We start from the raw sequence: 24,670 nt of genomic DNA, 5'->3' as shown, positions 1-24,670 counted from the left end.
CATGATGGCAAGCGCGAGCCTGCAAATGTCCGGGCTACTCAAGACCCTGTGCAACTATTGCGTCAAGCGCGACCGCCGCGCCGGCCTCGAACTCTTTCAAACTGGTGCGCGGCGGCAACTATTCGGAGCATTGGGTGGTAATTCGATGCCGGATGCGGAGAAAAGCCGGCGAGGCTTGTTTGGACGCGAACGAGCGAGGCGACCCGGCGTCAGCGGGTGAGCCGGCTGGCGAACAGGCCGATGGTGCGGGCATAGACCTCGGCCTTGTTCCAGCCGAGCAGCGCCTGATAGTTCGGCTCGCCCGGTTCCCAGCCGGCACCGGCCCGCCAACCATAGCCGCGCAGATAATTGGCGGTGGAGGCCAGCACGTCCGGCGCACTGCGCACGAGGTCGGCGCGGCCGTCGCCGTCGAAGTCGACCGCGAACTTCACGTAGGACGAGGCCATGAACTGGGTCTGGCCGATCTCGCCGGCCCAGGCGCCGCGCATCTCGTCGAGGGTGAGGTCGCCGCGCTGGTAGATGCGCAGCGCGTCGAGAAGCTGCGCGGTGAAGAAGGCAGTGCGCCGGCAGTCATAGGCGAGGGTGGAAAGCGAGCGCAGGATCGGCATCTTGCCCTGGTTGACGCCGTAGTCGGTCTCCAGCCCCCAGATCGCCACCAGCACCTCGCCCGGCACGCCGTAGCGCTGCTCGATGCGCTTGAGCGTGGCACCGTATTGCTGGAGCTTCTGCCTGCCGGTGGCGATGCGACCCGCGCTGATGCGGTTGGCGGCGAACTGCTCGAAGCTCTGCTTGAAGTGCTTCTGGTTGCGGTCGAGGCTGATGACGCGCGTGTCGTAGGTCACGCCGTCCAGCACGCGCAGCGCGCCCGGCGAAATGCCCTGCGAGGCGGCCTCGCGGCGGAAGGTGCTCTTCCAGCCATCGAAGCCGGAAGCGTCGTCGCCGCACGGCGCGGCGAGGACCGGCGAAGCGGCGAGGCACGCCAGAAACGTGGCGCCCAGCCCCGCCCGGACGCTGCGGATGATGCGGTCGATCATGGTGCTCCCCCGAGGATCGGCCGGCCCAGCATGCACGAGGGGGCCCGGCGCGGGTAGACGAAAAAGGGCCGCGCCGGTGGCCGGTCAGATGCCGATCCGGCCGAAGCCGGGCAGCTTGATGCCGGGCCGGCGGATATCCAGCCCGGCGATGGCGCCGAGGATATTGATCTCGACGCCCTCGACCCAGGCCAGCGTCAGCCCGGCATAGCCGTCGAGCGTCACCCGCAGCCCGGTGCGCGAGGGGGCGAGGCCGATCCAGTCGCCGTCGACCGGGAAATCCTTGCCGATGGCGGTGGGGGGCAGGGCGACCGCCATCTCCGGCACCTGTCCCAGCACATAAGCGGTGAAGCTGTTGGAGTTCGGGCCCGGCCAGACATGGTAGTCGCCGGCGCGGCCATAGGGGTAGGAGTCGATGGCGACGCGCAGCTTCGGGATCAGCGCCTCGGCCTCTGCGCCCGTCGCCTCGAAGACGATTTCCGGGTCGTTGCCGTACCAGCGTCCGTCCGGGGCGTAGCCATTGTGGCGGATGGGCCGGCCCCAGCCGACCTTGTCGTAACGCTCATAGGCGCGGGCGCCGTCCTCCTTGAAGACGATCCAGCTGTGCACCGCGAAGATGCCGCGCCAGCGCCCGACGCGGGCGGCATAGACCCGCACCATTGCGTCGGGATGCGCGTTGGCGGCAGGCAGCGTGCCGGTGCTCGACCAGTCCGCCGTGCTCCAGCTCCGCGTCCAGTCGACCTCGTGCCATTGCACGAGGGCATGGGCGCCGAGCGGCAGGGCGAACAGCAGGAGAAAGCCGAGAAGCGAGAGGCGGAGGGCGCGCAGCATCCCCGGAAAGTGCCCGCGCCGGCGGGCGGTTCCAAGGCATCGCGGGGCTGCGCGCGAAAACGTGTCCGCTCTGCCGCTCCACGTCGGGCTTAGTTGCAATTCGTTCGCAACTGCATTGACATTTCCGTGCGCTGCGTCATGTTTAATGCAACTCATTCGCAATAGCGGTTCACGGGCGATGCTGGACAAACTTCAGGCGGGCGGCGGCGAGGGTCTTGGCTGGCGGCGCGAGCGCGGCGATCCCGCGCTTTCCGAGGTGCATGGCAGCATCGCCGTGCCGAAGAAGCGCGGCTTCTGGCGCTTCGCCGCCTTTCTCGGCCCGGGCTATCTCGTCGCCACAGGCTATATGGACCCCGGCAACTGGGCGACCTCGCTCGCCGGCGGCTCGCGCTTCGGCTACAGCCTGCTGGTCGTCGCGCTGCTCTCCAACATGATCGCCATCCTGCTGCAGGCGCTGTGCTCGCGGCTCGGCATCGCATCGGGGCGCGACCTCGCCCAGGCTTGCCGCGACGCCTTCCCGCGCTCGGTTGGCTTCGTGCTGTGGATCCTCGCCGAGGCGGCGATCTGCGCCACCGATCTCGCCGAGGTGATCGGCACCGCCATCGGCCTGAACCTGCTCTTCGGCATCCCGCTGGAAATCGGCGTGGTCATCACCGCGCTCGACGTTTTCCTGATCCTGTGGCTGCAGAATCTCGGCTTCCGTTTCGTCGAGGCGCTGATCGTGGCGCTGCTCTTCGTCATCGCCACCTGCTTCGGCATCCAGATCGCGCTGGCCGATCCGAACTGGGGCGACGTGATCCGCGGCTTCGCGCCGACGACCGACATCGTGACCAATCCGGACATGCTCTATCTCGCGCTCGGCATCCTCGGCGCGACGGTGATGCCGCATAATCTCTACTTGCACTCGGCCATCGTGCAGACGCGCCGGCATGAGGACACTCTGGAGGGCAAGCGCGAGGCGATCCGGCTCGCCACCTGGGATTCGACGCTGGCGCTGATGTTCGCGCTGACCATCAACGCCTCCATCCTCATCCTCGCCGCCTCGACCTTCCATGCCGGCGGCACCGGCGAGATTGCCGATCTGGGCAAGGCGCACGAACTGCTCAACCCGCTGCTCGGCAGCGCCCTCGCCCCGACCCTGTTCGCCGTCGCGCTGCTGTGCTGCGGGCTGAGCTCGACGGTGACGGCGACCATTGCCGGGCAGGCGGTGATGGAAGGCTTCCTCAACATCCGCCTCGCGCCATGGCTGCGCCGGCTGATCACCCGCGCCATCGCCATCGTGCCGGCGGCCTCGGTCACGATCGCCTATGGCGAGAGCGGGGCGGGGGCGCTCCTCATCCTCAGCCAGGTCATACTGAGCCTTCAACTGCCCTTCGCCATCGTGCCGCTGATCATGTTCACCTCCGACAGGCGCAAGCTCGGCCCGCTCGTCGCGCCGCGCTGGCAGATCGTGCTGGCCTCGCTGGCGGCGGCGCTGATCATCGCGCTGAACATGAAGCTGCTGTTCGACTTCATCACCGGCGCTTGATCGCCGGAGCGGGCGGGGGACGAAGGTCCGTCTTGCGTCCGTCGCCGTGCGGGGGTCTCATCGTTCCGTCGGGCCGCTTCGGGCCGGGGACGAGGGCGAGGGTGGACAGCGGAACCAGCTTCTTCGGCGACCTGCTCGGCTCGATCGCCGAGCGCGGCCGTGCGCTTCTCGACATTGGTCGCGAGCGCCGGCCGGCCGGTGCGGTGCGCGCCGCCGGGGTGGCGGAGCTGTGCGAGCGGCTGCTCTCCGGTCAGGGCGAGGCGTCGGGCGTGGCGCTGGCCCGCGAAATCCTTATCGCCTATCGCGGCCTGAAAACCGGCGAGCGCGTCGCCTTTTTCGAGGCCCTGCTGTCGGCCTTCGGAGCGGATGCGGCACGGCTCGACAAGGCCATCGCCGCCCATGTCGCCGCGCCCTCCGGCCGCACCGTCGCCGAGCTGCACGCCGCCAGCGAGCCGCGCCGGCAGGAGCTGGTGCGCCGGCTCAACCTCGCGCCCGGCGCCACCGGCCAGCTCGTCGCCATGCGGGCCGATCTTCTCGAAGCCCTGCCGCGCCGCCCCGATCTCGCCGGAATCGACCGCGATTTCACCCATCTCTTCGCTTCCTGGTTCAATCGGGGGTTCCTCGTGCTCCGCCGGATCGACTGGTCGACCCCTGCCAACGTCCTCGAAAAGATCATCCGCTACGAGGCGGTGCACGAAATCCGCGACTGGAACGACCTGCGTGCGCGCGTCGATTCGCCGGACCGGCGCTGCTACGCCTTCTTCCATCCCGCGCTGGTCGACGAGCCGCTGATCTTCGTCGAGGTGGCGCTGACCAAAGACGCGCCCCCTGCCATCGCCCCGATCCTCGACGTGAAGCGTACGCCGCTCGACCCGCAGACGGCGCGCACGGCGGTGTTCTATTCCATCTCGAACTGCCAGAAGGGGCTGGGCGGCGTCACCTTCGGCAACTTCCTCATCAAACAGGTGGTGGAGGAGATTTCCCGCGAATTCCCAGAGCTGCGCACCTATGTGACGCTCTCGCCGGTGCCCGGTTTCCGGGGCTGGCTCGATGCCGAGATCGCCAGCGAGGCCTCGCTCGTCGTCACCGAAGCCGACCGCGCCGCGCTGGCCCCGCTCGCCGCCGTCGTGCCGGACGAAGAGGCGCGCGCGGCGCTGCAGCCGCTGATCGAGGCGCTGGCGGCGCATTATTTCCTGATCGCACGCTCGGCCAAGGGCAAGCCGCTCGACCCGGTGGCGCGCTTCCATCTCGGCAACGGGGCGCGTCTGGAGCGCATCAACGCTTTCGGCGACCTCTCTTCGCGCGGCATGAAGCAGGCCTACGGGCTGATGGTGAACTACCGCTACGTGCTGGAGGACATCGAGAAGAACCACGAGGCCTTCTTCGACCGCGGCACCGTCGTCGCCAGCCCGCCGGTGAAGAAGCTGCTGCGCGCGGAAAGCCAGCAGAAGCTGCCGGCTGTGCGCGAGAGCGCGGGGTAGGGCGGGGCCGCCGTCCTCCTTGACAGGGCCGTCCCCGCTGTGCCCGATGCCGGCGGTATCCTGTCGGGCGTGCGGAGCGGTCCATGCGGTTTCTTCCCCATCTGCTGAAGCGCTTCGTGCACAAGGGCCAGCTCGTCGTGATCGAGCCGGCCGGCCAGCGCACCTATTTCGGCAGCGGGGAGGACGGGCCGACCGTCGTCATGCGCCTGCACGACGACAGGCTCGACCGCGAGCTGTTCTTCAACCCCGAGCTGGTCGCCGCCGAGGCCTATATGGACGGCAGGCTGACCTTCGAGGACGGGTCGAGCGTCTACGACTTCCTCTACCTGTTCTCGATCAACCGGCGCGGCCTCGCCTCGCATCCGGTACAGCAGGCGCTGCGGCGGAGCTGGCGCGCCCTCAAGAGGTGGCACCAATCCAACCCGCTCGGCCGCTCGGCGACCAATGCGCAGAGCCATTATGACCATCCCCCGGAGTTCTACGCGCTCTGGCTCGACAGCCGGATGATCTATTCCTGCGCCTATTTCCCCACCCCCGACGCCTCGCTGGAGGAGGCGCAGGAGGCCAAGCTGCGCCATATCGCGGCCAAGCTGAAGCTGGAGCCCGGCATGCGGGTGGCGGAGATCGGCTCGGGCTGGGGCGCGCTCGCCATCTATCTGGCGAAGCTGGGCGTGCATGTCACTGCCATCAACGTCGCCACCGAGCAGCTCGCGGAATCGCGCAAGCGCGCCGAGGCGGCGGGCGTCGCCGACCGCATCACCTTCTTCGAGCGCGACTATCGGGAGCTGACCGGCACCTATGACCGCATCGTCTCCGTGGGCATGATGGAGCATGTCGGCGTCAACCATTTCGACGAGTATTTCGGCACCATCAAGCGCCTGCTGGCGCCCGGCGGCTTCGCCATGATCCACGCCATCGGCCGCATGTCGCCGCCCGGCTCAACGGCGCCCTTCATCCGCAAATACATCTTCCCCGGCGGCTATGTGCCGGCGATGTCGGAGGTGTTCGCCTCGCTGGAGCGGGTGGGGCTGTGGACCGGCGACTGCGAGATCCTGCGCCTGCACTATTACTGGACCATCCGCCACTGGCGGGTGAACTTCGAGGCGAAGCGCGCCGAGGTGGTCGAGATGATGGGCGAACGCTTCGCCCGCATGTGGGAGTTCTACCTGGTCGCCGTTGAGCTCGGCTTCCTGCACGGCTCGAACATGGTCTACCAGCTCCTGCTCTCGAACGAGCGCGACGACGTGCCCGTCATCCGGGACTTCATCGTCGACGAGGAGCGCGCGCTGGCAGGGCAATAATCTCGCAATGCCGGCCGAGCGCGGCGCGCGCCGGGATTGCTGAGATGCTTGTGCGATCCAGGATCGGCCTTTGGCCGTCCGGGATGACGATCAGGAGCGGGCGCCGTAAGTGGCGAGGAAGGCGCGCACGCCGCGGTCGACATGTTCCTCGATCTGCGCCGCGCTCGGCTGCTCCCCGACGCCGAAGAGCAGGCCCTTCACCGCGTTGCTCTGGCACATGTTGAAGAACATGTAGGCCGCAGCGAGATCGTCGTCGAGTTCGAGGCGGCCGAGATCGGCCTGCCGGCGCAGCAGCTCGGCGAGGCGCTGGCCGCCATGGCAGGGGCCGGCATCGAAGAAGGTGCGGCCGACGCGCGGGAATTTCTCCGCCACCGCGATGACCATGCGGATCAGCTTGATGTGGTCGGGCTGAACCATCATCGTCATGAAGGACACGCCGATGCGCCGCAGCAGGGCCTCGACATTGTCGATGGAGGGGTCGACCTCGAACAGGTGCTCGGCGGAGCGGGCGCGGTCGTTCTGCACGAGCGCCTCGAACAGCTCTTCCTTGCTGCCGAAATAGACATAGATCGTCGCCTTCGAGACGCCGGCGGCGCGGGCCACCTCGTCCATGCTCGCGCCGTCGAAGCCCTTGTCGAAGAAGACGCGGCGGGCGCCGTCGATGATATCGCGGCGCTTGGCGGATTCGGCATCCGGTCGCGCAGGTGCCGTGTCGGTCATGCTCATTGCTGTCTCCCGGCCTCCTGATAGGGCGATCCGGCCTCTTTTGTCAAAGCAGTTGACTAAACGGTTTAGTTTGATATGTAAAGCAGGAAATGAACTGAACGGTTTAGTTGACGTACCGGAGGGCGGCATGGCTCAGGCAGATATCAAGATCGTGGACGAGGCCGGGGCGGATCGCCCGCGCGGCAGCGAGCCGGTGCCGATCACCTCGCGCCGGCCCGGCCCCGCGTCACCGGCAGGGGAGGCGGCACCGCCCCAGGCTTCCGCCACCGCCACAGAGGAGGCACCGGCCCGTCCGCGCTCGCGTCGCAGGGTGGTCATTGCCGCCGTGCTGGCGCTGGTACTGGCGGGCGGTGGCTATTACGGGCTCGACTGGTGGCGCACCGGGCGCTTCCTTGTCTCCACTGACGATGCCTATGTCGGCGCCGACACCTCGGTGCTGGCCGCCAAGGTGGCCGGCCATATCGTGGCGGTGGAGGTCGACGCCAACCAGCCGGTGAAGGCCGGCGACGTCATCGCCCGTATCGACGATGGTGACTACCGGCTCGCCCTGCAGGCCGCCGAAGGCAAGATCGCCACCCAGCAGGCCGCCATCGACCGCTTCGGCCAGCAGATCGAGGCGGCGCGGGCCGGCGTCGATCAGGCGAAGGCCCAGCTCGTCGCCGACGAGGCCGAGCTGAACCGCACGCAGCTCGAATTCGACCGCCAGACGGAGCTGGTGAAGTCGCAATATTCCAGCCGCGCCACGCTCGACAACACCCGCGCCGACCGCGACAAGGCGCAGGCGACGGTGGATGCCGCCCGTGCCGCGCTGGCCTCGGCGCAGGCCAATATCGCCGTGCTCGACGCCCAGCGCACCGAGGCGGCGCGCGTGCTCGACGAATACCGCACCGCTCGCGACCAGGCCCAGCGCGATCTCGACTTCACCGTGGTGAAGGCGCCCTTCGACGGCATCGTCGGCAACCGCGCCGTGCAGGTGGGCGAGCTGGTTCAGGCCGGCACGCGGCTGGCGGCGCTGGTGCCGCTGTCGCAGGTCTATGTCGACGCGAACTTCAAGGAAACCCAACTCGGCGCGCTGCATGCGGGCCAGACCGTTCATGTCGAGGTCGACGCCTATCCGGACGAGGATTTCCACGGCCGGGTGGTGAGCGTGGCGCCGGCCTCGGGCTCGGTGTTCAGCCTGCTGCCGCCGGAGAATGCGACCGGCAACTTCACCAAGATCGTCCAGCGCGTGCCGGTGCGCATCGAGCTCGACGCCGCCGCCCGCGCCAAGGCCGAGCTGCGGCCGGGCATGTCGGTGGTCGCCACCGTCGATACGCGCACCGCCGACTAGGCCGGAGGCCGCCATGTCCGACATCACAGCGGGATCAGCACCGGGAGCGGCGCCGCGCGCGGCCTCCAGCGAAGGACGGCGCATGTTCGCCTTCCTGTGCATGGTGTTCGGCATGTTCATGGCGATCCTGGACATCCAGATCGTCTCGGCCTCGCTCTCCGAGATCCAGGCGGGCCTCGCCGCCTCCTCGGACGAGATTTCCTGGGTGCAGACGAGCTACCTCATCGCCGAGGTGGTGATGATCCCGCTCTCCGGCTTCCTGTCGCGGGCGTTGTCGACCCGCTGGCTGTTCGCCGCGTCGGCGGTCGGCTTCACCGTCATGAGCTTCATGTGCGCGACGGCGACCTCGATCCACGAGATGATCATCTACCGCGCGCTGCAGGGCTTCCTCGGCGGCGGCATGATCCCGACCGTGTTCGCCGCCGCCTATTCGGTGTTCCCGCGCGAGAAGCAGTCGGTCGTCACCCCGCTGATCGGGCTCGTGGCGACGCTGGCGCCAACCATCGGCCCGACCATCGGCGGCTATCTCACCGACCTGTTCTCCTGGCACTGGCTGTTTCTCGTCAACATCATTCCCGGCATCTTCGTGATCATCACCACGGTGACGCTGGTCGATTTCGACGAGCCGGACTTCGCGCTGCTCGACCGTTTCGACTGGTGGGGGCTACTTTTCATGGCCGGCTTCCTCGGCAGCCTCGAATTCGTGCTGGAGGAGGGGCCGACCAATGACTGGTTCGAGGACCAGTGGATATTCCTCTTCGCGATCGTCGGCGTCGTTTCGGCGGTGGCCTTCTTCGCCCGGGTGTTCATGGCGCGCGAACCGGTGGTCGACCTGCGCGCGTTCGCCAACCGCAATTTCTCGGTCGGGTCGGCCTTCTCCTTCGTCGTCGGCATCGGCCTCTACGGGCTGACCTATCTCTACCCGCTCTATCTGGCGCGGGTGCGCGGCTACTCGGCGCTGATGATCGGCGAGACCATGTTCGTCTCGGGCCTCGCGATGTTCCTGTGCGCGCCCATTGCCGGCCGGCTGATGGGCAAGGTCGATCCGCGCGCCATGATCGCCTTCGGCTTCGGCGCCTTCGCGGTCGGCACCTGGCAGGTCACGGGGCTGACCAAGGACTGGGACTTCTGGGAGCTGCTCGTTCCCCAGATCCTGCGCGGCGTCGGCATCATGATGGCGATGATCCCGGTCAACAACATCTCGCTCGGCACCCTGCCGCCGGCGCAGCTCAAGAACGCCTCGGGCCTGTTCAACCTCATGCGCAATCTCGGCGGCGCGGTCGGGCTGGCGCTGATCAATACCGTGCTCAACGACCGCTGGGACCTGCATCTCGCCCGCCTGCACGAGAACGTGCAATGGGCGAACGGCGTCGCCGTCGAGCGGCTGGATTCGATGACGAAGGCGCTCGGTGCGCTGGGCTCGGACGCGCAGGTCGCGGCGCTGAAGAAGATGGCCGGGCAGGTGCGCATTCAGGCCGAGGTGATGGCGTTCGCCGATGTCTTCCTCGGGCTCACCGTGCTGTTCGCGCTGCTGCTCGTCGCCTCGCCGCTCATGAGCCGACCCGCGCGCGGCGCGGGCGGGGGCGGCGGGCACTGAGGGCAGGCAAGGGGGAGGGCGCTCGGGCGTTCTCCCTTGCCGTCCGACCCGCACTCGGGTAAACACCCGCACAGAGAGCAACCTCGCGAGAGCCGCCGTGACGATATCGTCCGCCCGCCGCTTTGCCGCGACCCCGGCCGCCCTGCGGCTCACGGGGCAGGTTCTGCTCGCGTCCGGCCTCCTTCTTAGCCGCCCCTGAGGGCCGGCCGGGCTTATGCCTGGGCGCTCAGGGGACGACGCCTCCACCATCTGCCGACCAGACCATTCGCGCCGGACGCAGCCCACGAGCTCCCGGCCGCAGGACGCCGAGAAGGAAGCCTCACCATGTCCATCGACCACGACCGCGTCGTCATTTTCGACACCACGCTGCGCGACGGCGAACAGTGCCCCGGCGCCTCCATGACGCTGGAGGAGAAGCTGGAGGTTGCCGAGCTGCTCGACACCATGGGCGTCGATGTCATCGAGGCCGGCTTCCCCATCGCCTCGAACGGTGATTTCGAGAGCGTCGCCGAGATCGCCCGCCGCACCAAGCGTGCGACCGTCGCCGGCCTCGCCCGCGCCATTCCCGCCGACATCGCCCGCGCCGGCGAGGCGGTGAAGCACGCGCACCGCCCGCGCATCCACACCTTCGTGTCGACCTCGCCGATCCATCTCGAACACCAGATGCGCAAGACGCAGGATCAGGTGATCGACATCATCACCGCCACGGTGACGCAGGCGCGCAACCTCGTCGACAATGTGGAATGGTCTGCGATGGACGCCACCCGCACGCCGATCGACTACCTCCAGCGCTGCGTCGAGACGGCGGTGAAGGCCGGCGCCACCACCATCAACCTGCCCGACACGGTCGGCTACGCCACGCCCACCGAATACGAGGCGATGTTCCGCCAGGTGCGTGCCTACATCATGGAGCGGGTGCCGAACGGCGAGCAGATTATCTTCTCCGCCCATTGCCACGACGATCTCGGCCTCGCCGTCGCCAATTCGCTGGCGGCGCTAGCCGGCGGCGCGCGGCAGATCGAATGCACCATCAACGGCCTCGGCGAGCGCGCGGGCAACGCGGCGCTGGAAGAGGTGGTGATGGCGATCAAGACGCGCGGCGACGTGCTGCCCTTCGCCACCGGCATCGAGGCGACCATGCTGACCCGCGCCTCCAAGCTGGTCTCGGCGGTGACGTCCTTCCCGGTGCAGTACAACAAGGCCATCGTCGGCCGGAACGCCTTCGCCCATGAGAGCGGCATCCATCAGGACGGCATGCTCAAGAACAACACCACCTACGAGATCATGACCCCCGACAGCGTCGGCGTGTCGAAGACCTCGCTGGTGATGGGCAAGCATTCCGGCCGCGCCGCGTTCCGCGACAAGCTGAAGGCGCTGGGCTACGAGCTGGGCGAGAACGCGCTGAACGACGCCTTCAGCCGCTTCAAGGAACTCGCCGACCGCAAGAAGGTGGTCTATGACGAGGACATCGAGGCGCTGGTCGATCACGAGATCGCCGCCGCGCATGACCGCATGAAGCTGATCTCGCTGAGCGTCATCGCCGGCAGCCACGGCCCGCAGCGCGCCACCATGAAGATGAAGGTGGACGGCGTCCTCGTGACCGAGGAATGCGAGGGCAACGGCCCGGTGGACGCGGTGTTCAACTGCATCAAGGCCATCGTCCCGCATGAGGCGAAGCTGGCGCTCTATCAGGTCCACGCCGTCACCGAGGGCACGGACGCGCAGGCGGAAGTGTCTGTGCGGCTGGAGGACGGCGACAAGGCGGTGACCGGGCGCGGTTCCGACCCCGACACGCTGGTCGCCTCGGCGCAGGCCTACATCATCGCCCTCAACAAGCTGGCGACCAAGCGCAACAGCCTGAACGCGCAGGCCCAGCCCGCCGCCGAGTGATCCTCGCGCGTCCGACGCGCGATTGAAGGACGAGAGCCCCGGCAGTGCCGGGGCTCTTTTCATTCGGACGGTGCCTATTGCGCGCCGGGGACCATGGGAGGCTGACCCGGCGGCTTGCCGCCCCCGGGGCCGCCCGCTCCGCCTCCCGGTCCGCCCGGTCCGCCGCCGGGGGCGCCCCCTTGCGGGCGCGGCTGTCCTTGAGGCGGGCGCTGCGGCTGGCCCGGCATGGGCCGGGCCAGCGCGGGCGCGGCCTGAGGCGGCCGCTGGGGCCCACCCACGCCCGGCGGCTGCTGCGCGCCCTGCTGGCGCTGCTGCACCTGCTGCTGCCGCGCGCGCTGCTGTTCCTTCTGCGCTTCTTGCCGCTCGCGGCGCTGCTGTTCCGTCTGCTGCTGCTTCTGCTGGCGCTCCTGCTGCCGGACGCGCTGCTGCTCCTGCTGGGCATCGCGCTTCTGCTGGTTCTGCTGACGTTCGGCCTCGCGCTGGCGCTCGCGGTCCTGCTGCTGTTGCTGGCGGGCGCGCTGCTGCTCCTGCTGCGCTTCCTGCTTACGCTTGGTTTCGGCTTCCTGCTGCTGGCGACGCTCCTGCTGCCGGCGCTGCGCCTCGCCCTGCTGCGGCTGGGGGGCGGCGCCGGGGGGCGCCTCGGCCGGGCGAGGTCCGGGAACCGGGCCGGGGCCGCCCGCCCCGTCCTGCACCGCGCCGGGCGGCGTGCCAGGTCGGGCGCGGTCGCCCGGACCGTTGTTCGGGCCGCCGGGAGCACCGGGAACACCCGGATTCACGCCCTGTGCGCCGGGGCCACCGGGTCCGCCGGGAGTCGTGCCGGGCGCACGGGGGCCGCCCGGCACGACGGCGGGACTACCGGGGCGGGCCGGATTGGTGCCGGGCGAGCCGGGACCACCGGGGCGCGGGCCGGGCTGGTTCTCTACACGGTCGACCACCTGCTGGGCCTTGGCGGCCTGCCCGGCGCGCAGCTTCTCATAAGCCGCGCGGCGCTTTTCAATCGCCTCGCGCTGCTGGCGCTGGAAAACGTCTGACCGCGCGTCGGCCTGCCGGCGCTCCTCTCGCAGCCGGTCGGCCCGGTCGCGCTCCAGTTCGCGCACCTGCCGGCGGTAGCGGTCGGGATCCTCGAAGCGGTGCTCGCGCAGATCGCGGCGGCCATTGGGGTCAAGCACGTTCAGGAGTGCGACTGACGGCGCGAGCAGCCCCGGCACATCGCGTTCTTCACGCACATATTGGCGGATCAGCGGGCGGCGGTCGGGCTCGATGTCGCGGACATAGCGCGGCGGCGGGCCGAGCCGGCCGCCGAAGTCGAGACGCGGCGCGTAGATGCCGAGCCGGCCGCCGCGCCCGTCGAAGAAGACGTCGTCGCGCCGGTCGACGTAATAGACTTCGCGCGTCACCAGCCGCTCGCGAACCGGCGCGTCGTAGACGCTGTAGCCGAAGCCGCGATTGACGTAATAGCCGTTATCCCAGCGCGGCTCGTAGATGTCCGGCGCGGCCGCGAGATAGACGTTGATCTGCGGGATCGGCGCGACATGGATCGCGATGTCTTCCTCCGCCATGTAGCGATCCTCGACGAAGACCCAGCTCTCCGCCACCGGCGGGGCGTAATATTGCGGCTGGCCGACGGCGAAGCCGGGCCGGTCCGGCGCCACCGGGGCCCAGCCCGTGCGGCCGCCGCCGCGCCGCCACGTCACCCAGGCCGGGGCCCAGGTATCGCCGGGTACCCAGAACCAGCCATAGGCGGGATCGTAGCCCCAGCGGCCGTAATGATAGGTGGCCCAGCCGAACGGCTCGTAGGATTCCCAGTACCAGCCATATTGCTCGGTCCACACCCAGCGCCCTTCCTGATAGGGGCGCCAGCCGGGGCCGACATTGGCGGGGATGAAGACGTAGTCATAATCGGGATGCGCCACCCAGGTGCCGAAGCGGCCGAGCTGGTCGTAGAACAGGTTGACGTCCATGGTCGCGGCGGCGTCCTGCGGGCCGGCCTGCGCCAGACGGATCGGGGCGTCCTGCGCCAAAGCGGGGAGCGTCGCGACGCTGGCGAGAAGGCTCGCGCCAAGTCCGGCCACGAGCAAGGGGCGATTGAAGCGAAGCATGGGCACCTCCGGCGGCTCTGCGGTGCTTTCTAACGCCGTCCCCGCCGGAAGGTTTCAAATAGTCGGTAGACGAGACGCGCTAATCTCCCACGAAAAATGCACGTGTGACAGAAAGCGACGAAAATATGGTCCCTTCACGTTGGGATGTTCTTCAGGAAAATCGAGTTTATCCGTTGGTTCAACTGCCGTTGTCGGCAACGCTCTGGACGATGTCTTGAAGGCTCTGAATGGTCTCGGTATCGGTGCCAAGCAGAAATCCATCAACCGAACGTACCGGACGCAGGAAGCGCACGGAATTGGTGAGGAAAACCGCGTCGGCGCCAATCAGCGCGGCGGGGGCCAGCGGGCGCTCTTCCACCGCGAGGCCGAGGGCGGGCGCCGCCTCGATCACCAGCGCGCGCATGATGCCCGGCAGGCAACCCTCCGACAGCGAGGGGGTGATCAGCCGCCCGGCGATCAGCACGAAGAGATTAGCGATGGTGGTGCAGGCGACGCGGCCGCGCGTGTTGAGGATCAGCGCGTCGTCGACGCCGGCCGTGGCGGCTTCCCGCGCGGCGAGTATGTGGTCGAGATAGCCGAGCGTCTTCAGATTGGCGGTGGGCGAGAACTCGTTGCGCCGCCCGCTGGCGGTGATCAGCCGGGCCGGCTGGCCGAGGAGGGAGGGGCTCCACGGCGCGGTCGTCACCGCAATGGTCGGCGCGCCGGTGCTCGCCGGCCAAAGGCCGCGCGCCGCACTGCCCCGCGTCAGCGTGGTGCGGAGGATGGACGGCTTGTCGGTCAGAGCAGCGTCGATGGCCTTCTCGACGAGCGCGCGCTCGACAGCGATGCCGATCGCCGTGCTGGCCGCGATCAGCCGGTCGACATGGCGGGTGCGGGCGAAGACGCGTCCGTCCAGCGCCAGCGCCGTGTCGAACACGCCGTCGCCGAGGGTGAAGCCGCGATCCTCGATGGAGACGGTGATGCTCACGCCGCGCTCTCCCGGCTGCGCGCCAGCGCGAGGAAATTGGCGAGGATGTCGTAGCCGTGCTGGGTGAGCACGGATTCGGGGTGGAACTGCACGCCGAAAGTCGGGTGCGCGCGGTGGGCGAGGCCCATGATCTCGCCGTCCTCGCTCCAGGCGGTGGCCTTGAGCGGCGATCCGTCGTCCAGTTCCACCGCGAGCGAATGGTAGCGCCCGGCCGGGAAGGGGGAGGGCAGGCCGGCGAACACATCGCTTCCCCCATGGCGCACCTGCGAGGCGCGCCCGTGCATCGGCTCCTTTGCCCGCACCACGTGCCCGCCGAAGGCCTGCCCGATGCACTGGTGCCCGAGGCAGATGCCGAGAATGGGCAGACGGCCCGACAGCGCGCGCACCGCGTCGAGCGAGACGCCGGCCTCGTTGGGTGAGCAGGGGCCCGGCGATATGATGAGCGCCTGCGGAGCGCGCGCCTCGATTGCCGCGATATCGAGGGCGTCGTTGCGCACGACCTCCACCTCTTCGCCGAGTTCCGCGAGGTAGCGCGCCACGTTGAAGACGAAGCTGTCGTAATTGTCGATCAGCAGGATCATGCCGATGCCTCCGGCGTGAAGGCGCGGAACAGCCGCTCGGCCTTGGTGAGACTTTCGGCGTGCTCGGCGGCGGGATCGGACAGGGTGGTGATGCCCCCGCCGACGCCGAAGCTCGCCACTCCGTTCTCGACCGTCACGGTGCGGATGGCGATGTTGAGGTCGATGGTGCCGTCGAAGCCGATATAGCCGATGGAGCCGCAATAGACGCCGCGCGGCCGGCCTTCCAGCTCGTGGATGATCTCCATGGCGCGAATCTTCGGCGCGCCGGTGATCGAGCCGCCGGGGAAGGAGGCGGCGATCAGGTCCAGCCCGTCGCGACCTTCGGCCAGTTCGCCCGTCACCACCGAGACGAGGTGATGGACATTGGCATAGGTCTCCAGCCCGCACAGGCGCGGCACCTTCACCGTGCCGGGCCGGCACACGCGCGAGAGATCGTTGCGCAGCAAGTCGACGATCATCACGTTCTCGGCGCGGTCCTTTTCGCTGGCGGTCAGCTCGCGGCCGCGAAAGGCGTCGAGCGTCGGTTCCACCGAGCGCGGCACCGTGCCCTTGATCGGTCGCGTCTCCGCCTCGCGGCCGGCGATCTTCACGAAACGCTCGGGCGAGGAGGACGCGACGATGCGGTCCCCATTGACGATAAGCGCGGCGAAGGTCGCGGGGTTGGCGTGGCGAAGTTGCTCGTAGAGGGCGAGCGGGTCGACATCGCCGACTTCCGCCTCGAAACGCTGGGTGAAATTGGCCTGGAAGATGTCGCCGGCGCGGATGTAGTCGATCGCCCGGCTCACGGCGGCCTTGTAGCCCGCGGCGTCGAAATTCGAACGCCAGCCCTGCGCGACGACCGGGGCGCCGGACGCGGCCGCTGGCGTCGCCAGCCTGGCCGTCGCGTCGGCCAGACGCTCCTGCGCGCGGCGGGCGCGGCGGGCGGGATCGGCCTCCGGCCAGCCGGTGGAGACAAGGAAGGCGCGCTCCGCCACCACGTCGAAGGCAACGACGAGGTCGTAGAAGCCCAGATCGATCTCGGGGCCTTCGCCGGGCTCCGGCGCGAGGGTCGGAAAACGGTCGAACAGGCGGCCGGCCTCATAGGCGAAATAGCCCGCCGCCCCGGCCTGAAAGCCGGCGCCGCCCGGCAGCCGGGGCTGGGTATGGGCCGCGAGCCGGGCGCGCAGCGCTTGCAGCGGCGGCGCGCTCTCGCGCTCGCCGTTCCAGCGGGCCACGCCCGCCTCGACGCGGAAGCGGCCGAACGGCTCGGCCATCGCATAGGACCAGCGCCCGAGGAGCGGATGGCGCATCGCGCTGTCGAGGAAGGTCAGGCCGGGCACGCGCGCGCCGTCGCGCCGCGACAGGCGGCGGGCCGCCTGCCAGGGATCCTGCCAGGCGATTTCGACGACGAGGGGAGGCGGCTCCTGAATCATCCCCCGAATATGGAACGTAGCGGCGCGGCTTCCTAGGGTCCCCACGCGCCCGGCGCGCGGTAGCCTCGAACCGGCGCGGCTCTTGTGCGTTGCGGGGCAGGCCTTTCCGTCGAAAGAGAGGCTTGACGGTTGGGTAAGCCGATGATGGCCTAGGCAAAATAACAACACGCGTCCGCTGCGGCGGCACACTCCGCATACAACGCAACAGAAAGTCTCGGGAGGAACATATGAAGAGTTTCAAGGGCGCGGCGGTCGCGCTGGCCGCTCTCGCGCTGGCGGTCGTGCCGTTCGCCGGCGCCAGGGCGCAGGACTATCCCAACCGGCCGATCACCATGGTGGTGCCCTTCGCGGCCGGCGGCCCGACCGACACGGTCGCCCGCCTCGTCGCCGAATCCATGTCGCGCACGCTCGGCCAGCAGGTGATTGTGGAAAATGTCGGCGGCGCCGGCGGCACCCGCGGCGCCGGACAGGTCGCCAAGGCGACGCCCGACGGCTACACGGTTCTCCTGCACCATATCGGCCAGGCGACCTCGGCGACGCTCTACCGCAAGCTGCCCTACAACGTGCTCACCGACTTCGAGACCGTCGGCCTCGTGACCGACGTGCCGATGACCATGATCGGCAAGTCGACGCTGGAGCCCAAGACCGCCGCCGAGCTGATCGCCTATGTGAAGGACAAGAAGGATGCGGTGATCTACGGCAATGCCGGCGTCGGCTCCGCCTCGCATCTGTGCGGCATGCTGTTCATGTCGGCGCTGGGCACCCAAGTGACGACGGTTCCCTATCAGGGCACCGGCCCGGCGATGAATGACCTCGTCGGCGGCCAGATCGACCTGATGTGCGACCAGACCACCAACACCACCGGCCAGATCAAGGCGGGCAAGGTGAAGGCCTTCGCCGTCACCACCAAGGACCGCGTGAAGTCGCTTCCCGATCTGCCCACCTTCCAGGAGGTCGGTCTGCCCGGCTTCGAGGTTGCGGTGTGGCACGGCATGTACGCGCCCAAGGGCACGCCGAAGGCGGAGATCGACAAGCTCAATGCCGCGCTGAAGGCGGCGCTGCAGGATCCCAAGGTCATCGCCCGCTTCGCCGATCTCGGCACCGAGCCGGTCTCGCAGGAGCGCGCGACGCCGCAGGTCCACAAGGAGTTCCTCGCGGCCGAAGTCGCCAAGTGGAAGCCGGTGATTGAGCAGGCCGGCGTCTTCGCCGACTGACGCGCCCTCTCCCGTCCCTGGCCGCCGCGCCCCCGCAAGGTTGGCGCGGCGGACGGCCTTATGCACCCCGTCCCCGGGAAAACGGCTCCATGACGCGCTTCGTCAAAAGTCCCAAGGATGTCGCCAGCGGCCTCCTGCTGATCCTGCTGGCCGCCTTCTTCGCCTGGCAGGCGCTCGACCTGCCGATGGGCAGGGCCATCCGCATGGGGCCGGGCTATTTCCCGATGATTTTGGCCGGGCTGCTCGGGTTCCTCGGGCTGCTCGTGCTGATCGGCGGGCTGACCGTCCCGGCGGCCGAGGAGGATGCCGGCATCGGCTTCCGGAGATGGCCGTGGCAGGCGCTGGGGCTGGTGACGCTGGCGGTGGTGGTGTTCGGTCTCGGCATCCGCCCGCTCGGCCTCGGGCCCTCCATGGGCCTTGCCGTCTTCCTCTCCGCGCTGGCCAGCCGGCGCTTCAACATCGTCACCGGCCTCGCCTCGGCGGCGATCATGGTGGCGTTCTCCTGGGCGGTGTTCATCAAGGGCCTCGGCCTGCCGCTCCCTTTGCTCGGGCCCTTGCTCGGCGGCTACTGATCGGGAGCGGCGACGATGGAAATCTTCGACAATCTGGCGCTCGGCTTCTCCGTCGCCGTCACCTTCCAGAACATCTTCTACTGCTTCATCGGCGTGCTGCTCGGCACGCTGATCGGGGTGCTGCCGGGTCTCGGCCCGGTGCCGACCATCGCCATGCTGCTGCCGATCACCTTCGGCCTGCCGCCGGTCTCCGCGCTCATCATGCTGGCGGGCATCTATTACGGCGCGCAATATGGCGGCTCGACCACGGCCATCCTCATCAACCTGCCGGGCGAGAGCTCCTCGGTGGTCACGGCCATCGACGGCTACCAGATGGCGCGCAAGGGTCGCGCCGGCGCCGCGCTCGCCACCGCCGCCATCGGCTCCTTCTTCGCCGGATCGGTCGCGACCTTCCTGCTCGCGGTCTTCGCGCCGCCGCTGGCCGACCTCGCGCTGAAATTCGGCCCGCCCGAATATTTCGCGCTGATGGTGCTCGGCCTCGTCGCCTCGGTGGCGCTGGCCGCCGGCTCGGTCATCAAGGCACTGGCCATGGTGGTGCTGGGAATCCTGCTCGGCCTCTCCGGGCAGGACGTCTACACCGGCACGCCGCGCTTCACTTTCGACATGCTGGAACTGGCGGACGGTATCGAGTTCGTCGCGCTCGCCATGGGCGTGTTCGGCATCGGCGAGATCGTGCGCAACCTGGAGGACGAGCACAGCCGAAAGGTGATGGTGCAGAAGGTGAAGGGGTTGCTGTTGTCTAAGGAGGACATCAGGCGGATCGTCGGCCCGATCCTGCGCGGCACCTTCATCGGCTCCTTCCTCGGCATCCTGCCGGGCGGCGGGGCGATCCTGTCCTCTTTTGCCGCCTATTCGATCGAGAAGAAGATTTCCCGGCATCCGGAGGAGTTCGGCAAGGGCGCCATCGAGGCGGTCGCCGCGCCGGAGAGCGCCAACAATGCCGGCGCGCAGACCTCCTTCATCCCCATGCTCACGCTGGGCATCCCCTCCAACCCTGTCATGGCGCTGATGATCGGCGCGCTGATCATCCAGGGCATCGTGCCGGGACCGAACGTGGTCAACGAGCAGCCGAGCCTGTTCTGGGGAATCATCGCCTCGATGTGGATCGGGAACCTGATGCTGGTGGTGCTCAACCTGCCGCTGATCGGCATGTGGGTGCGCCTGCTCACCGTGCCCTACCACATCCTTTTCCCGCTCATCGTCGGCTTCTGCTGCATCGGCGTCTACAGCGTGAACAACAACGCGCTGGACGTCTTCACCATGGCCCTGTTCGGGGTGGTCGGCTACGTGCTGGTGAAGCTCGACTGCGAGCCCGCGCCGCTGCTGCTCGGCTTCATCATCGGCCCGATGCTGGAGGAGTATCTGCGCCGGGCCATGCTGATCTCGCGCGGCGACCCGACCGTGTTCTTCACCCGCCCGATCTCCGCGACCATGCTCGCGCTGGCCGTGCTGGCGCTCGCCGTGGTCCTGCTGCCCTCCGTGCGGCGTCGCCGCGAGGAAGCTTTCAAAGAATGAGGATGACGGGCTGTCACGGTATGGACACGCCCGAATCCCTCTGCTACACGACCCCCCGTTCGCGGCGCCACGGCCTCGCGACACCCGGTTCGGGCGCATAGCTCAGTTGGTAGAGCAGCTGACTCTTAATCAGCGGGTCCTAGGTTCGAGCCCTAGTGCGCCCACCATTCCATCCCTGATGGTGGTTTCCCGAACGGTGACGGCGGCAGCGCCGCTTTCGACATACGGTCGCTCGCCGCGCAACCGATATGTGCGCATGCGAATTGATCCGATAATATGAGTCGCGACCCGCGCTTGGCGCGCAACCTGCTGCGCGTCGGTGGGCGGGGCCATCGGAGACGTGATTTCCGACCCATGTTCGAGTGGATCGACGGCGTGGATACGCCGCTGCTGATCGTCGATATCGGCGCGTCGCTGATTGTGGCGGCGAACCGCCCGGCGCGCGCCTTCTTCGATGGCGCCCTCGACCGCGCATTGCCGGCGCCCTTCGCCGAGATCGTGCACGTCGCCGGCGCGGTGCCGTGGCCGGAACTGGTCCAGCCGGAGCTCGATGGGCGCGCGCGGGCCTTCCCGATGCTGCTGCCCGGCAATGGCAGGACGGTCCATTGCAGCGTCCGGCCGCTGACCGACACGCACCGTCTGATCAACCTGATGCCGGCGGTCGGCCGCGACTTCCAGAACACGCTGCTGGAGATCCTCGACGACCTGCCGGTCGGCATCGAGATCTATAACAGGGACCTCATCGGCACCTTCTACAACAAGGCCTCCGACGAGCTCTTCCTCTACGACCAGAAGCCCATCGTCCATCATGACGACTGGTGGGAATTCGGCTTCCCCGATCCGCAGGAGCGCGCGGCCGCCTATGCCGAGTGGAAGGCGAAGACCGAGCTGTCGCGCCAGAACCCCGCGCAGGTCCAGTACAGCGAATGGAAGGTGCGCTGCAACGACGGCTCCACGCGGAACGTGCAGTTCCGCTATCGCTGGGTGCGCGATCATTACGTGCTCGCGCTGTGGGACGTGACCACCGAGCGCGAGACCGAGCGCCACCTGCGCGATCTCGCCGTCTCGGACCCGCTCACCGGCCTGTGGAACCGGCGGCGGCTGGTCGAGGACGGCCATCGTGCCCTCGCGCTCGGGCAGTCCGAGGGCTCCACCTGCTCGCTGCTGATGCTCGACCTCGACCGCTTCAAGCAGATCAATGACGGCCACGGCCACGCGGCGGGCGACGAGGTGCTGCGCGCGGTGGCCGAGCGCGGGCTGGCGCAGCTGCGCCGTTCGGACATCATGGCGCGCATCGGCGGCGAGGAATTCGCGGTGTTGCTGCCGCGCACCAGCGGCGAGGACGCCCGCGCCATCGCCGCGCGCATGCTGGAGGCGCTGAGCGTGCCGGTGGCGCTCGGCGACGGCACCGTCATCGAGGTCACGGCGAGCATCGGCGTCACCTGGACCGGGCCGGCGGGCGAGGATTTCGCCGCTCTGCTGCGCCGTTGCGACCAGGCGCTCTACGAGGCGAAATCGGACGGGCGGAACCGCATCGTGGTCTTTCCCCCGCCGGCACCGTGACGGGGCGGCCTTTCGCCGAGGCGGGGTCGTCCCCATATCCGCAGCGGTCGCGGCCTGCCGCCGTCGTCCGCACGCCGGGAGAGCCCAGATTTCCGACCGCCTTTCCATGCTCTGCGCCCATTGCCAGCGTTGCGGGCGCCGTTCCGCGCTCGGGCGGGCCGATGCCGGCGCGCTGGAGGCGCGCGGGCCGGACGAGCCGGCGCCGCGCCTGCGTTGCGACATGTGCGGCGGGCGCCGCGTGAAGCTGTTCAATGCGCGCGGGCCGACCGAGATGCTCGCCTTTCTCACCGGCCGGCTCTAGCCACCGAACCAAACGCCTCCGCCCGCGTTTACTCGCCGACAGGCGCACGATGCGCCGCAGACAGCAAGGTGAGGCGCGAGAGCGATGGTCGAACCCAAGATCAGCAACGGAATCCACAAGGATGAGGCGGAGGCGCCGGCCACGGGGGCGATGACGCATGGCGAGACGCCGGCAGGGGAGAGTTCCGCCTCGGCGCCCATGTCGGCCACCACGCGTCCCCGCATCGCCGGCCGTCCCGGCCGCGAGGAGGGTGATGAGGAGCGTAGCGCCCGCCGCGCGGCCCGTGAGCTCTGGGCGATGGCGGATGGCCATCCGCTGCGATCCTATTCCTTCGGCACGGTGGTCACCGCCGGCCTCCTCGGCTTCGTGATCGGTCGGCTGTTCGCTCGTTGACCTCACACCGCCCTGACAGTTATCGACCGGGCGGCGCATTGGCGCCGTCCGGTGTCGCTATTTATGGAACCTGTCCATGCAGACCCTCACCGTCCGCCATGTCACGCGCTACAACTACGCCAATCCCGTCGTCTTCCAGCCGCACCGGCTGATGCTGCGCCCGCGCGACAGCCACGATCTGCGGATGGTGAATGCGAGCCTCGTGCTGTCGCCGCACGCCAATGTGCGCTGGGTGCACGATGTGTTCGGCAATTCCGTCGCCTTCGTCGATTTCATCGAGCCGTCGAACGAGCTGACGATTGAGAGCGTGCTGGCCATCGAGCGTTACGGCGCGGGCGGGCTGGTGTTCGAGCTCGACGAGAGCGCCAAATCGTATCCCTTCGTGTACTCGCCCGACGACCGCATCGACCTCGGCCGCATGCTCGACTGCCACTATCCCGACCCCGGCAACGAGCTGGAGAACTGGGCGAAGGGCTTCGTCGCCGCGCGGCCGACCGACACGATGGCGCTGCTCACCGACCTCAACAACGGGATCAACCAGGGCTTCGCCTACAGGCTACGCCACGAGGAGGGCACGCAGACGCCGCAGGAAACGCTGAAGCTCGGCACGGGCTCGTGCCGCGATTTCGCGCTGCTGCTGATCGAGGCGGCGCGCGCGCTCGGCTTCGGCGCCAGGTTCGTCACCGGCTATCTCTACGATCCGGCGCTGGATGGCGACGCGTCCGTCGTGGTCGGTGCCGGCGCGACCCATGCCTGGGCGGACATCTACCTTCCGGGCGCCGGCTGGGTGGAGTTCGACCCGACGAACGGCACCATCGCCGCCGACAATCTCATCCGCGTCGCCGTGACGCGCGACCCGACCCAGGCCGTGCCGGTGGCGGGCGGCTTCACCGGTGGCACGGGCGACTATCTCGGCATGACGGTGGATGTCTCGGTGCGCTCGGTCGCGCCCGCTCCGATGGCGGCCTGATCCTCTGCGCCCGACCAAGAAAAAAGGCCCGCCGCGAGGCGGGCCTTTCCTTTTGAGGCGGAAAGGGCGTCAGGCGCCCACGCTCTCCAGTGTCGGGTAGTCGGTATAGCCCTTGGCGCCGCCGCCATAGAGCGTGTCGCGGTCGAGCTCGTTGAAGGGTGCGCCACGGCGCAGTCGGTCCACCGCGTCCGGCGAGGAGATGAACGCCTTGCCGAAGGCGACGAGATCCGCCTTGCCGCTGGCGACCACGGTCTCGGCCATCGCCTTGTCATAGCCGTTGTTCACCATCCAGGTGCCGCTGTAGCGCTTGTGCAGCGCCTCGAAGTCGAAGTCCGGCACGATGTCGCGCGGGCCACCGGTGGCCCCTTCGATCATGTGGACATAGACCGGGTGGAAGCTCTCCACCACGTCGAGCACATGGGCGAACAGCGCCTGCGGATCGCTGTCGGAAAGGTCGTTGGCCGGGGTGACGGGCGAGAGGCGGATGCCGGTGCGCGCGGCGCCGATCTCGCCGGTGACGGCGGCCAGCACTTCCTTCAGGAAGCGGGTGCGGTTCTCGATGGAGCCGCCATAAGCATCGGTGCGCCTGTTGGCGCCGTCGCGCAGGAACTGGTCGATCAGATAGCCATTGGCGCCGTGGATCTCGACGCCGTCGAAGCCGGCGCGGATCGCGTTGGCGGCGGCCTTGCGGAAGTCGTCGACGATGCCGGGGATCTCTTCCAGCGTCAGCGCACGCGGCTCGTCCACCTCGGCGAAGCCGTTATTGACGAAGGTCTTGGTGTTGGCGCGCACGGCGGAGGGGGCCAGCGGCGCGGCGCCGCCCGGCTGCAGCGAGCGGTGCGAGACGCGCCCGACATGCCAGAGCTGCACGAAGATGCGCCCGCCCTTGGCGTGCACGGCGCCGGTGACGGCTTTCCAGCCATCGACCTGCGCGTCGGTGAAGATGCCGGGCGTGTCCTGATAGCCCTGCGCGGTGTCGGAAACCTGCGTCGCCTCGGTGACGATGAGGCCGGCGGAGGCGCGCTGGGCGTAATATTCGGCGGCGAGCGGGGCGGGCACGAGGCCGGCGCCGGCGCGGTTGCGCGTCAGCGGGGCCATGACGATGCGGTTCGACAGCTCGATGTCGCCAAGGCGGTAGCTGTCGAAGAGCGAGGGATGGGCGGTCATGGAATGTCCTGTCCTGAAACGAGGAGCGTTGTGGCTTTCGGCGATCACTTAAGCATTCGCTGCCGAGTTCCAAGAGATGCCGCTGCGGCGTGGCGGCGTTGCAACATCGGCATGGGATCGGTCGGTCTGGCGGTTTATGCGGGCTTTACGTTCGGGCGCCCCAACTCACATCGAAATCCAATCCGGCCGTGTCTAGCTTCC

General features: G+C 68.6%; 21 protein-coding genes and 1 tRNA gene. 14 read left to right on the top strand and 8 right to left on the bottom strand.

Going from position 1 to position 24,670, the window contains the following annotated elements:
- Positions 1 to 209: 209 nt before the first annotated feature.
- Together MWN33_RS14240 and MWN33_RS14235 are read right to left on the bottom strand one after the other, a co-directional pair.
- Positions 210 to 1,034, bottom strand: a complete 825-nt coding sequence (locus MWN33_RS14240; RefSeq protein WP_247201702.1) for a lytic murein transglycosylase — start codon at positions 1,032 to 1,034, stop codon at positions 210 to 212.
- 84 nt (positions 1,035 to 1,118) lie between these two features.
- The gene (locus MWN33_RS14235) at positions 1,119 to 1,862 is read right to left on the bottom strand and encodes a DUF3750 domain-containing protein (protein WP_247201701.1); all 744 of its coding nucleotides are present in this window, start codon (positions 1,860 to 1,862) and stop codon (positions 1,119 to 1,121) included.
- 178 nt (positions 1,863 to 2,040) lie between these two features.
- Between MWN33_RS14235 and MWN33_RS14230 the strand changes: the two genes are divergently transcribed.
- The 3 genes from MWN33_RS14230 to MWN33_RS14220 all read left to right on the top strand — a co-directional run bounded on the left by MWN33_RS14230 (position 2,041) and on the right by MWN33_RS14220 (position 6,172).
- A complete protein-coding gene (locus MWN33_RS14230; protein WP_247201700.1) occupies positions 2,041 to 3,390 on the top strand; it encodes an Nramp family divalent metal transporter in 1,350 nt (449 codons plus the stop codon).
- Positions 3,391 to 3,491: 101 nt separating this feature from the next.
- Positions 3,492 to 4,871: a malonyl-CoA decarboxylase gene (locus tag MWN33_RS14225; RefSeq protein ID WP_247201699.1), complete on the top strand. Its 1,380-nt coding sequence runs from the start codon at positions 3,492 to 3,494 to the stop codon at positions 4,869 to 4,871.
- A gap of 83 nt (positions 4,872 to 4,954) precedes the next feature.
- Complete coding sequence (locus tag MWN33_RS14220) at positions 4,955 to 6,172, top strand: SAM-dependent methyltransferase (RefSeq protein ID WP_247201698.1); 1,218 nt, start codon at positions 4,955 to 4,957, stop codon at positions 6,170 to 6,172.
- A gap of 90 nt (positions 6,173 to 6,262) precedes the next feature.
- Here MWN33_RS14220 and MWN33_RS14215 read toward each other — a convergent pair whose 3' ends face one another.
- The gene (locus MWN33_RS14215; protein ID WP_247201697.1) at positions 6,263 to 6,898 is read right to left on the bottom strand and encodes a TetR/AcrR family transcriptional regulator; all 636 of its coding nucleotides are present in this window, start codon (positions 6,896 to 6,898) and stop codon (positions 6,263 to 6,265) included.
- A 127-nt stretch (positions 6,899 to 7,025) separates the two neighbouring features.
- On the opposite strand from MWN33_RS14215, the gene MWN33_RS14210 reads away from it, so the two are divergent.
- The 3 genes from MWN33_RS14210 (at position 7,026) to MWN33_RS14200 (ending at position 11,715) form a co-directional block, all read left to right on the top strand.
- The gene (locus MWN33_RS14210) at positions 7,026 to 8,228 is read left to right on the top strand and encodes an HlyD family secretion protein (RefSeq protein ID WP_247201696.1); all 1,203 of its coding nucleotides are present in this window, start codon (positions 7,026 to 7,028) and stop codon (positions 8,226 to 8,228) included.
- A 13-nt stretch (positions 8,229 to 8,241) separates the two neighbouring features.
- On the top strand, positions 8,242 to 9,825 hold the full coding sequence (locus tag MWN33_RS14205) for a DHA2 family efflux MFS transporter permease subunit (protein WP_247201695.1): 1,584 nt from the start codon (positions 8,242 to 8,244) through the stop codon (positions 9,823 to 9,825).
- A 324-nt stretch (positions 9,826 to 10,149) separates the two neighbouring features.
- Entirely contained in the window at positions 10,150 to 11,715 is a 1,566-nt protein-coding gene (locus MWN33_RS14200) for a 2-isopropylmalate synthase (protein ID WP_247201694.1), read from the top strand.
- A gap of 74 nt (positions 11,716 to 11,789) precedes the next feature.
- On the opposite strand, the gene MWN33_RS14195 is transcribed toward MWN33_RS14200, so the two are convergent.
- The 4 genes from MWN33_RS14195 to pabB all read right to left on the bottom strand — a co-directional run bounded on the left by MWN33_RS14195 (position 11,790) and on the right by pabB (position 16,774).
- Positions 11,790 to 13,814, bottom strand: coding sequence for a DUF6600 domain-containing protein (locus MWN33_RS14195; RefSeq protein ID WP_247201889.1), 2,025 nt, complete (start codon positions 13,812 to 13,814; stop codon positions 11,790 to 11,792).
- A gap of 178 nt (positions 13,815 to 13,992) precedes the next feature.
- On the bottom strand, positions 13,993 to 14,781 hold the full coding sequence (locus tag MWN33_RS14190; protein ID WP_247201693.1) for an aminotransferase class IV: 789 nt from the start codon (positions 14,779 to 14,781) through the stop codon (positions 13,993 to 13,995).
- A complete protein-coding gene (locus MWN33_RS14185; RefSeq protein WP_247201692.1) occupies positions 14,778 to 15,362 on the bottom strand; it encodes an anthranilate synthase component II in 585 nt (194 codons plus the stop codon). Before MWN33_RS14185 ends, MWN33_RS14190 begins: the two co-directional genes overlap by 4 nt.
- Positions 15,359 to 16,774 (bottom strand): aminodeoxychorismate synthase component I, encoded by a 1,416-nt coding sequence (gene pabB, locus MWN33_RS14180; RefSeq protein WP_247201691.1) that lies wholly within the window; start codon positions 16,772 to 16,774, stop codon positions 15,359 to 15,361. Before pabB ends, MWN33_RS14185 begins: the two co-directional genes overlap by 4 nt.
- Positions 16,775 to 17,001: 227 nt before the next feature.
- Between pabB and MWN33_RS14175 the strand changes: the two genes are divergently transcribed.
- The 8 genes from MWN33_RS14175 (at position 17,002) to MWN33_RS14140 (ending at position 23,302) form a co-directional block, all read left to right on the top strand.
- Positions 17,002 to 17,988, top strand: a complete 987-nt coding sequence (locus tag MWN33_RS14175; RefSeq protein WP_247201690.1) for a tripartite tricarboxylate transporter substrate binding protein BugD — start codon at positions 17,002 to 17,004, stop codon at positions 17,986 to 17,988.
- Positions 17,989 to 18,077: 89 nt separating this feature from the next.
- Positions 18,078 to 18,560 carry a tripartite tricarboxylate transporter TctB family protein gene (locus MWN33_RS14170; RefSeq protein WP_247201689.1) on the top strand — a complete coding sequence of 161 codons (483 nt, stop codon included), beginning with the start codon at positions 18,078 to 18,080 and terminating at the stop codon, positions 18,558 to 18,560.
- A 15-nt stretch (positions 18,561 to 18,575) separates the two neighbouring features.
- Positions 18,576 to 20,075, top strand: coding sequence for a tripartite tricarboxylate transporter permease (locus tag MWN33_RS14165; protein WP_247201688.1), 1,500 nt, complete (start codon positions 18,576 to 18,578; stop codon positions 20,073 to 20,075).
- A gap of 91 nt (positions 20,076 to 20,166) precedes the next feature.
- Positions 20,167 to 20,242: transfer RNA gene (locus tag MWN33_RS14160), tRNA-Lys, on the top strand.
- A gap of 187 nt (positions 20,243 to 20,429) precedes the next feature.
- Positions 20,430 to 21,638 carry a sensor domain-containing diguanylate cyclase gene (locus MWN33_RS14155; protein WP_247201687.1) on the top strand — a complete coding sequence of 403 codons (1,209 nt, stop codon included), beginning with the start codon at positions 20,430 to 20,432 and terminating at the stop codon, positions 21,636 to 21,638.
- 106 nt (positions 21,639 to 21,744) lie between these two features.
- Positions 21,745 to 21,939, top strand: a complete 195-nt coding sequence (locus tag MWN33_RS14150) for a hypothetical protein (RefSeq protein WP_247201686.1) — start codon at positions 21,745 to 21,747, stop codon at positions 21,937 to 21,939.
- A gap of 84 nt (positions 21,940 to 22,023) precedes the next feature.
- Positions 22,024 to 22,332, top strand: coding sequence for a hypothetical protein (locus tag MWN33_RS14145; protein ID WP_247201685.1), 309 nt, complete (start codon positions 22,024 to 22,026; stop codon positions 22,330 to 22,332).
- A gap of 76 nt (positions 22,333 to 22,408) precedes the next feature.
- A complete protein-coding gene (locus MWN33_RS14140; protein WP_247201684.1) occupies positions 22,409 to 23,302 on the top strand; it encodes a transglutaminase family protein in 894 nt (297 codons plus the stop codon).
- Between the two features lie 69 nt (positions 23,303 to 23,371).
- Here the strand turns inward: MWN33_RS14140 and MWN33_RS14135 are convergent, their stop codons facing one another.
- On the bottom strand, positions 23,372 to 24,469 hold the full coding sequence (locus MWN33_RS14135; RefSeq protein ID WP_247201683.1) for an alkene reductase: 1,098 nt from the start codon (positions 24,467 to 24,469) through the stop codon (positions 23,372 to 23,374).
- Between the last annotated feature and the right edge of the window lie 201 nt (positions 24,470 to 24,670).

The sequence above is a fragment of the Ancylobacter koreensis genome (assembly GCF_023016525.1).
GTDB lineage: Bacteria > Pseudomonadota > Alphaproteobacteria > Rhizobiales > Xanthobacteraceae > Ancylobacter > Ancylobacter koreensis.
This window is presented reverse-complemented; position numbering and strand designations above follow the sequence as displayed.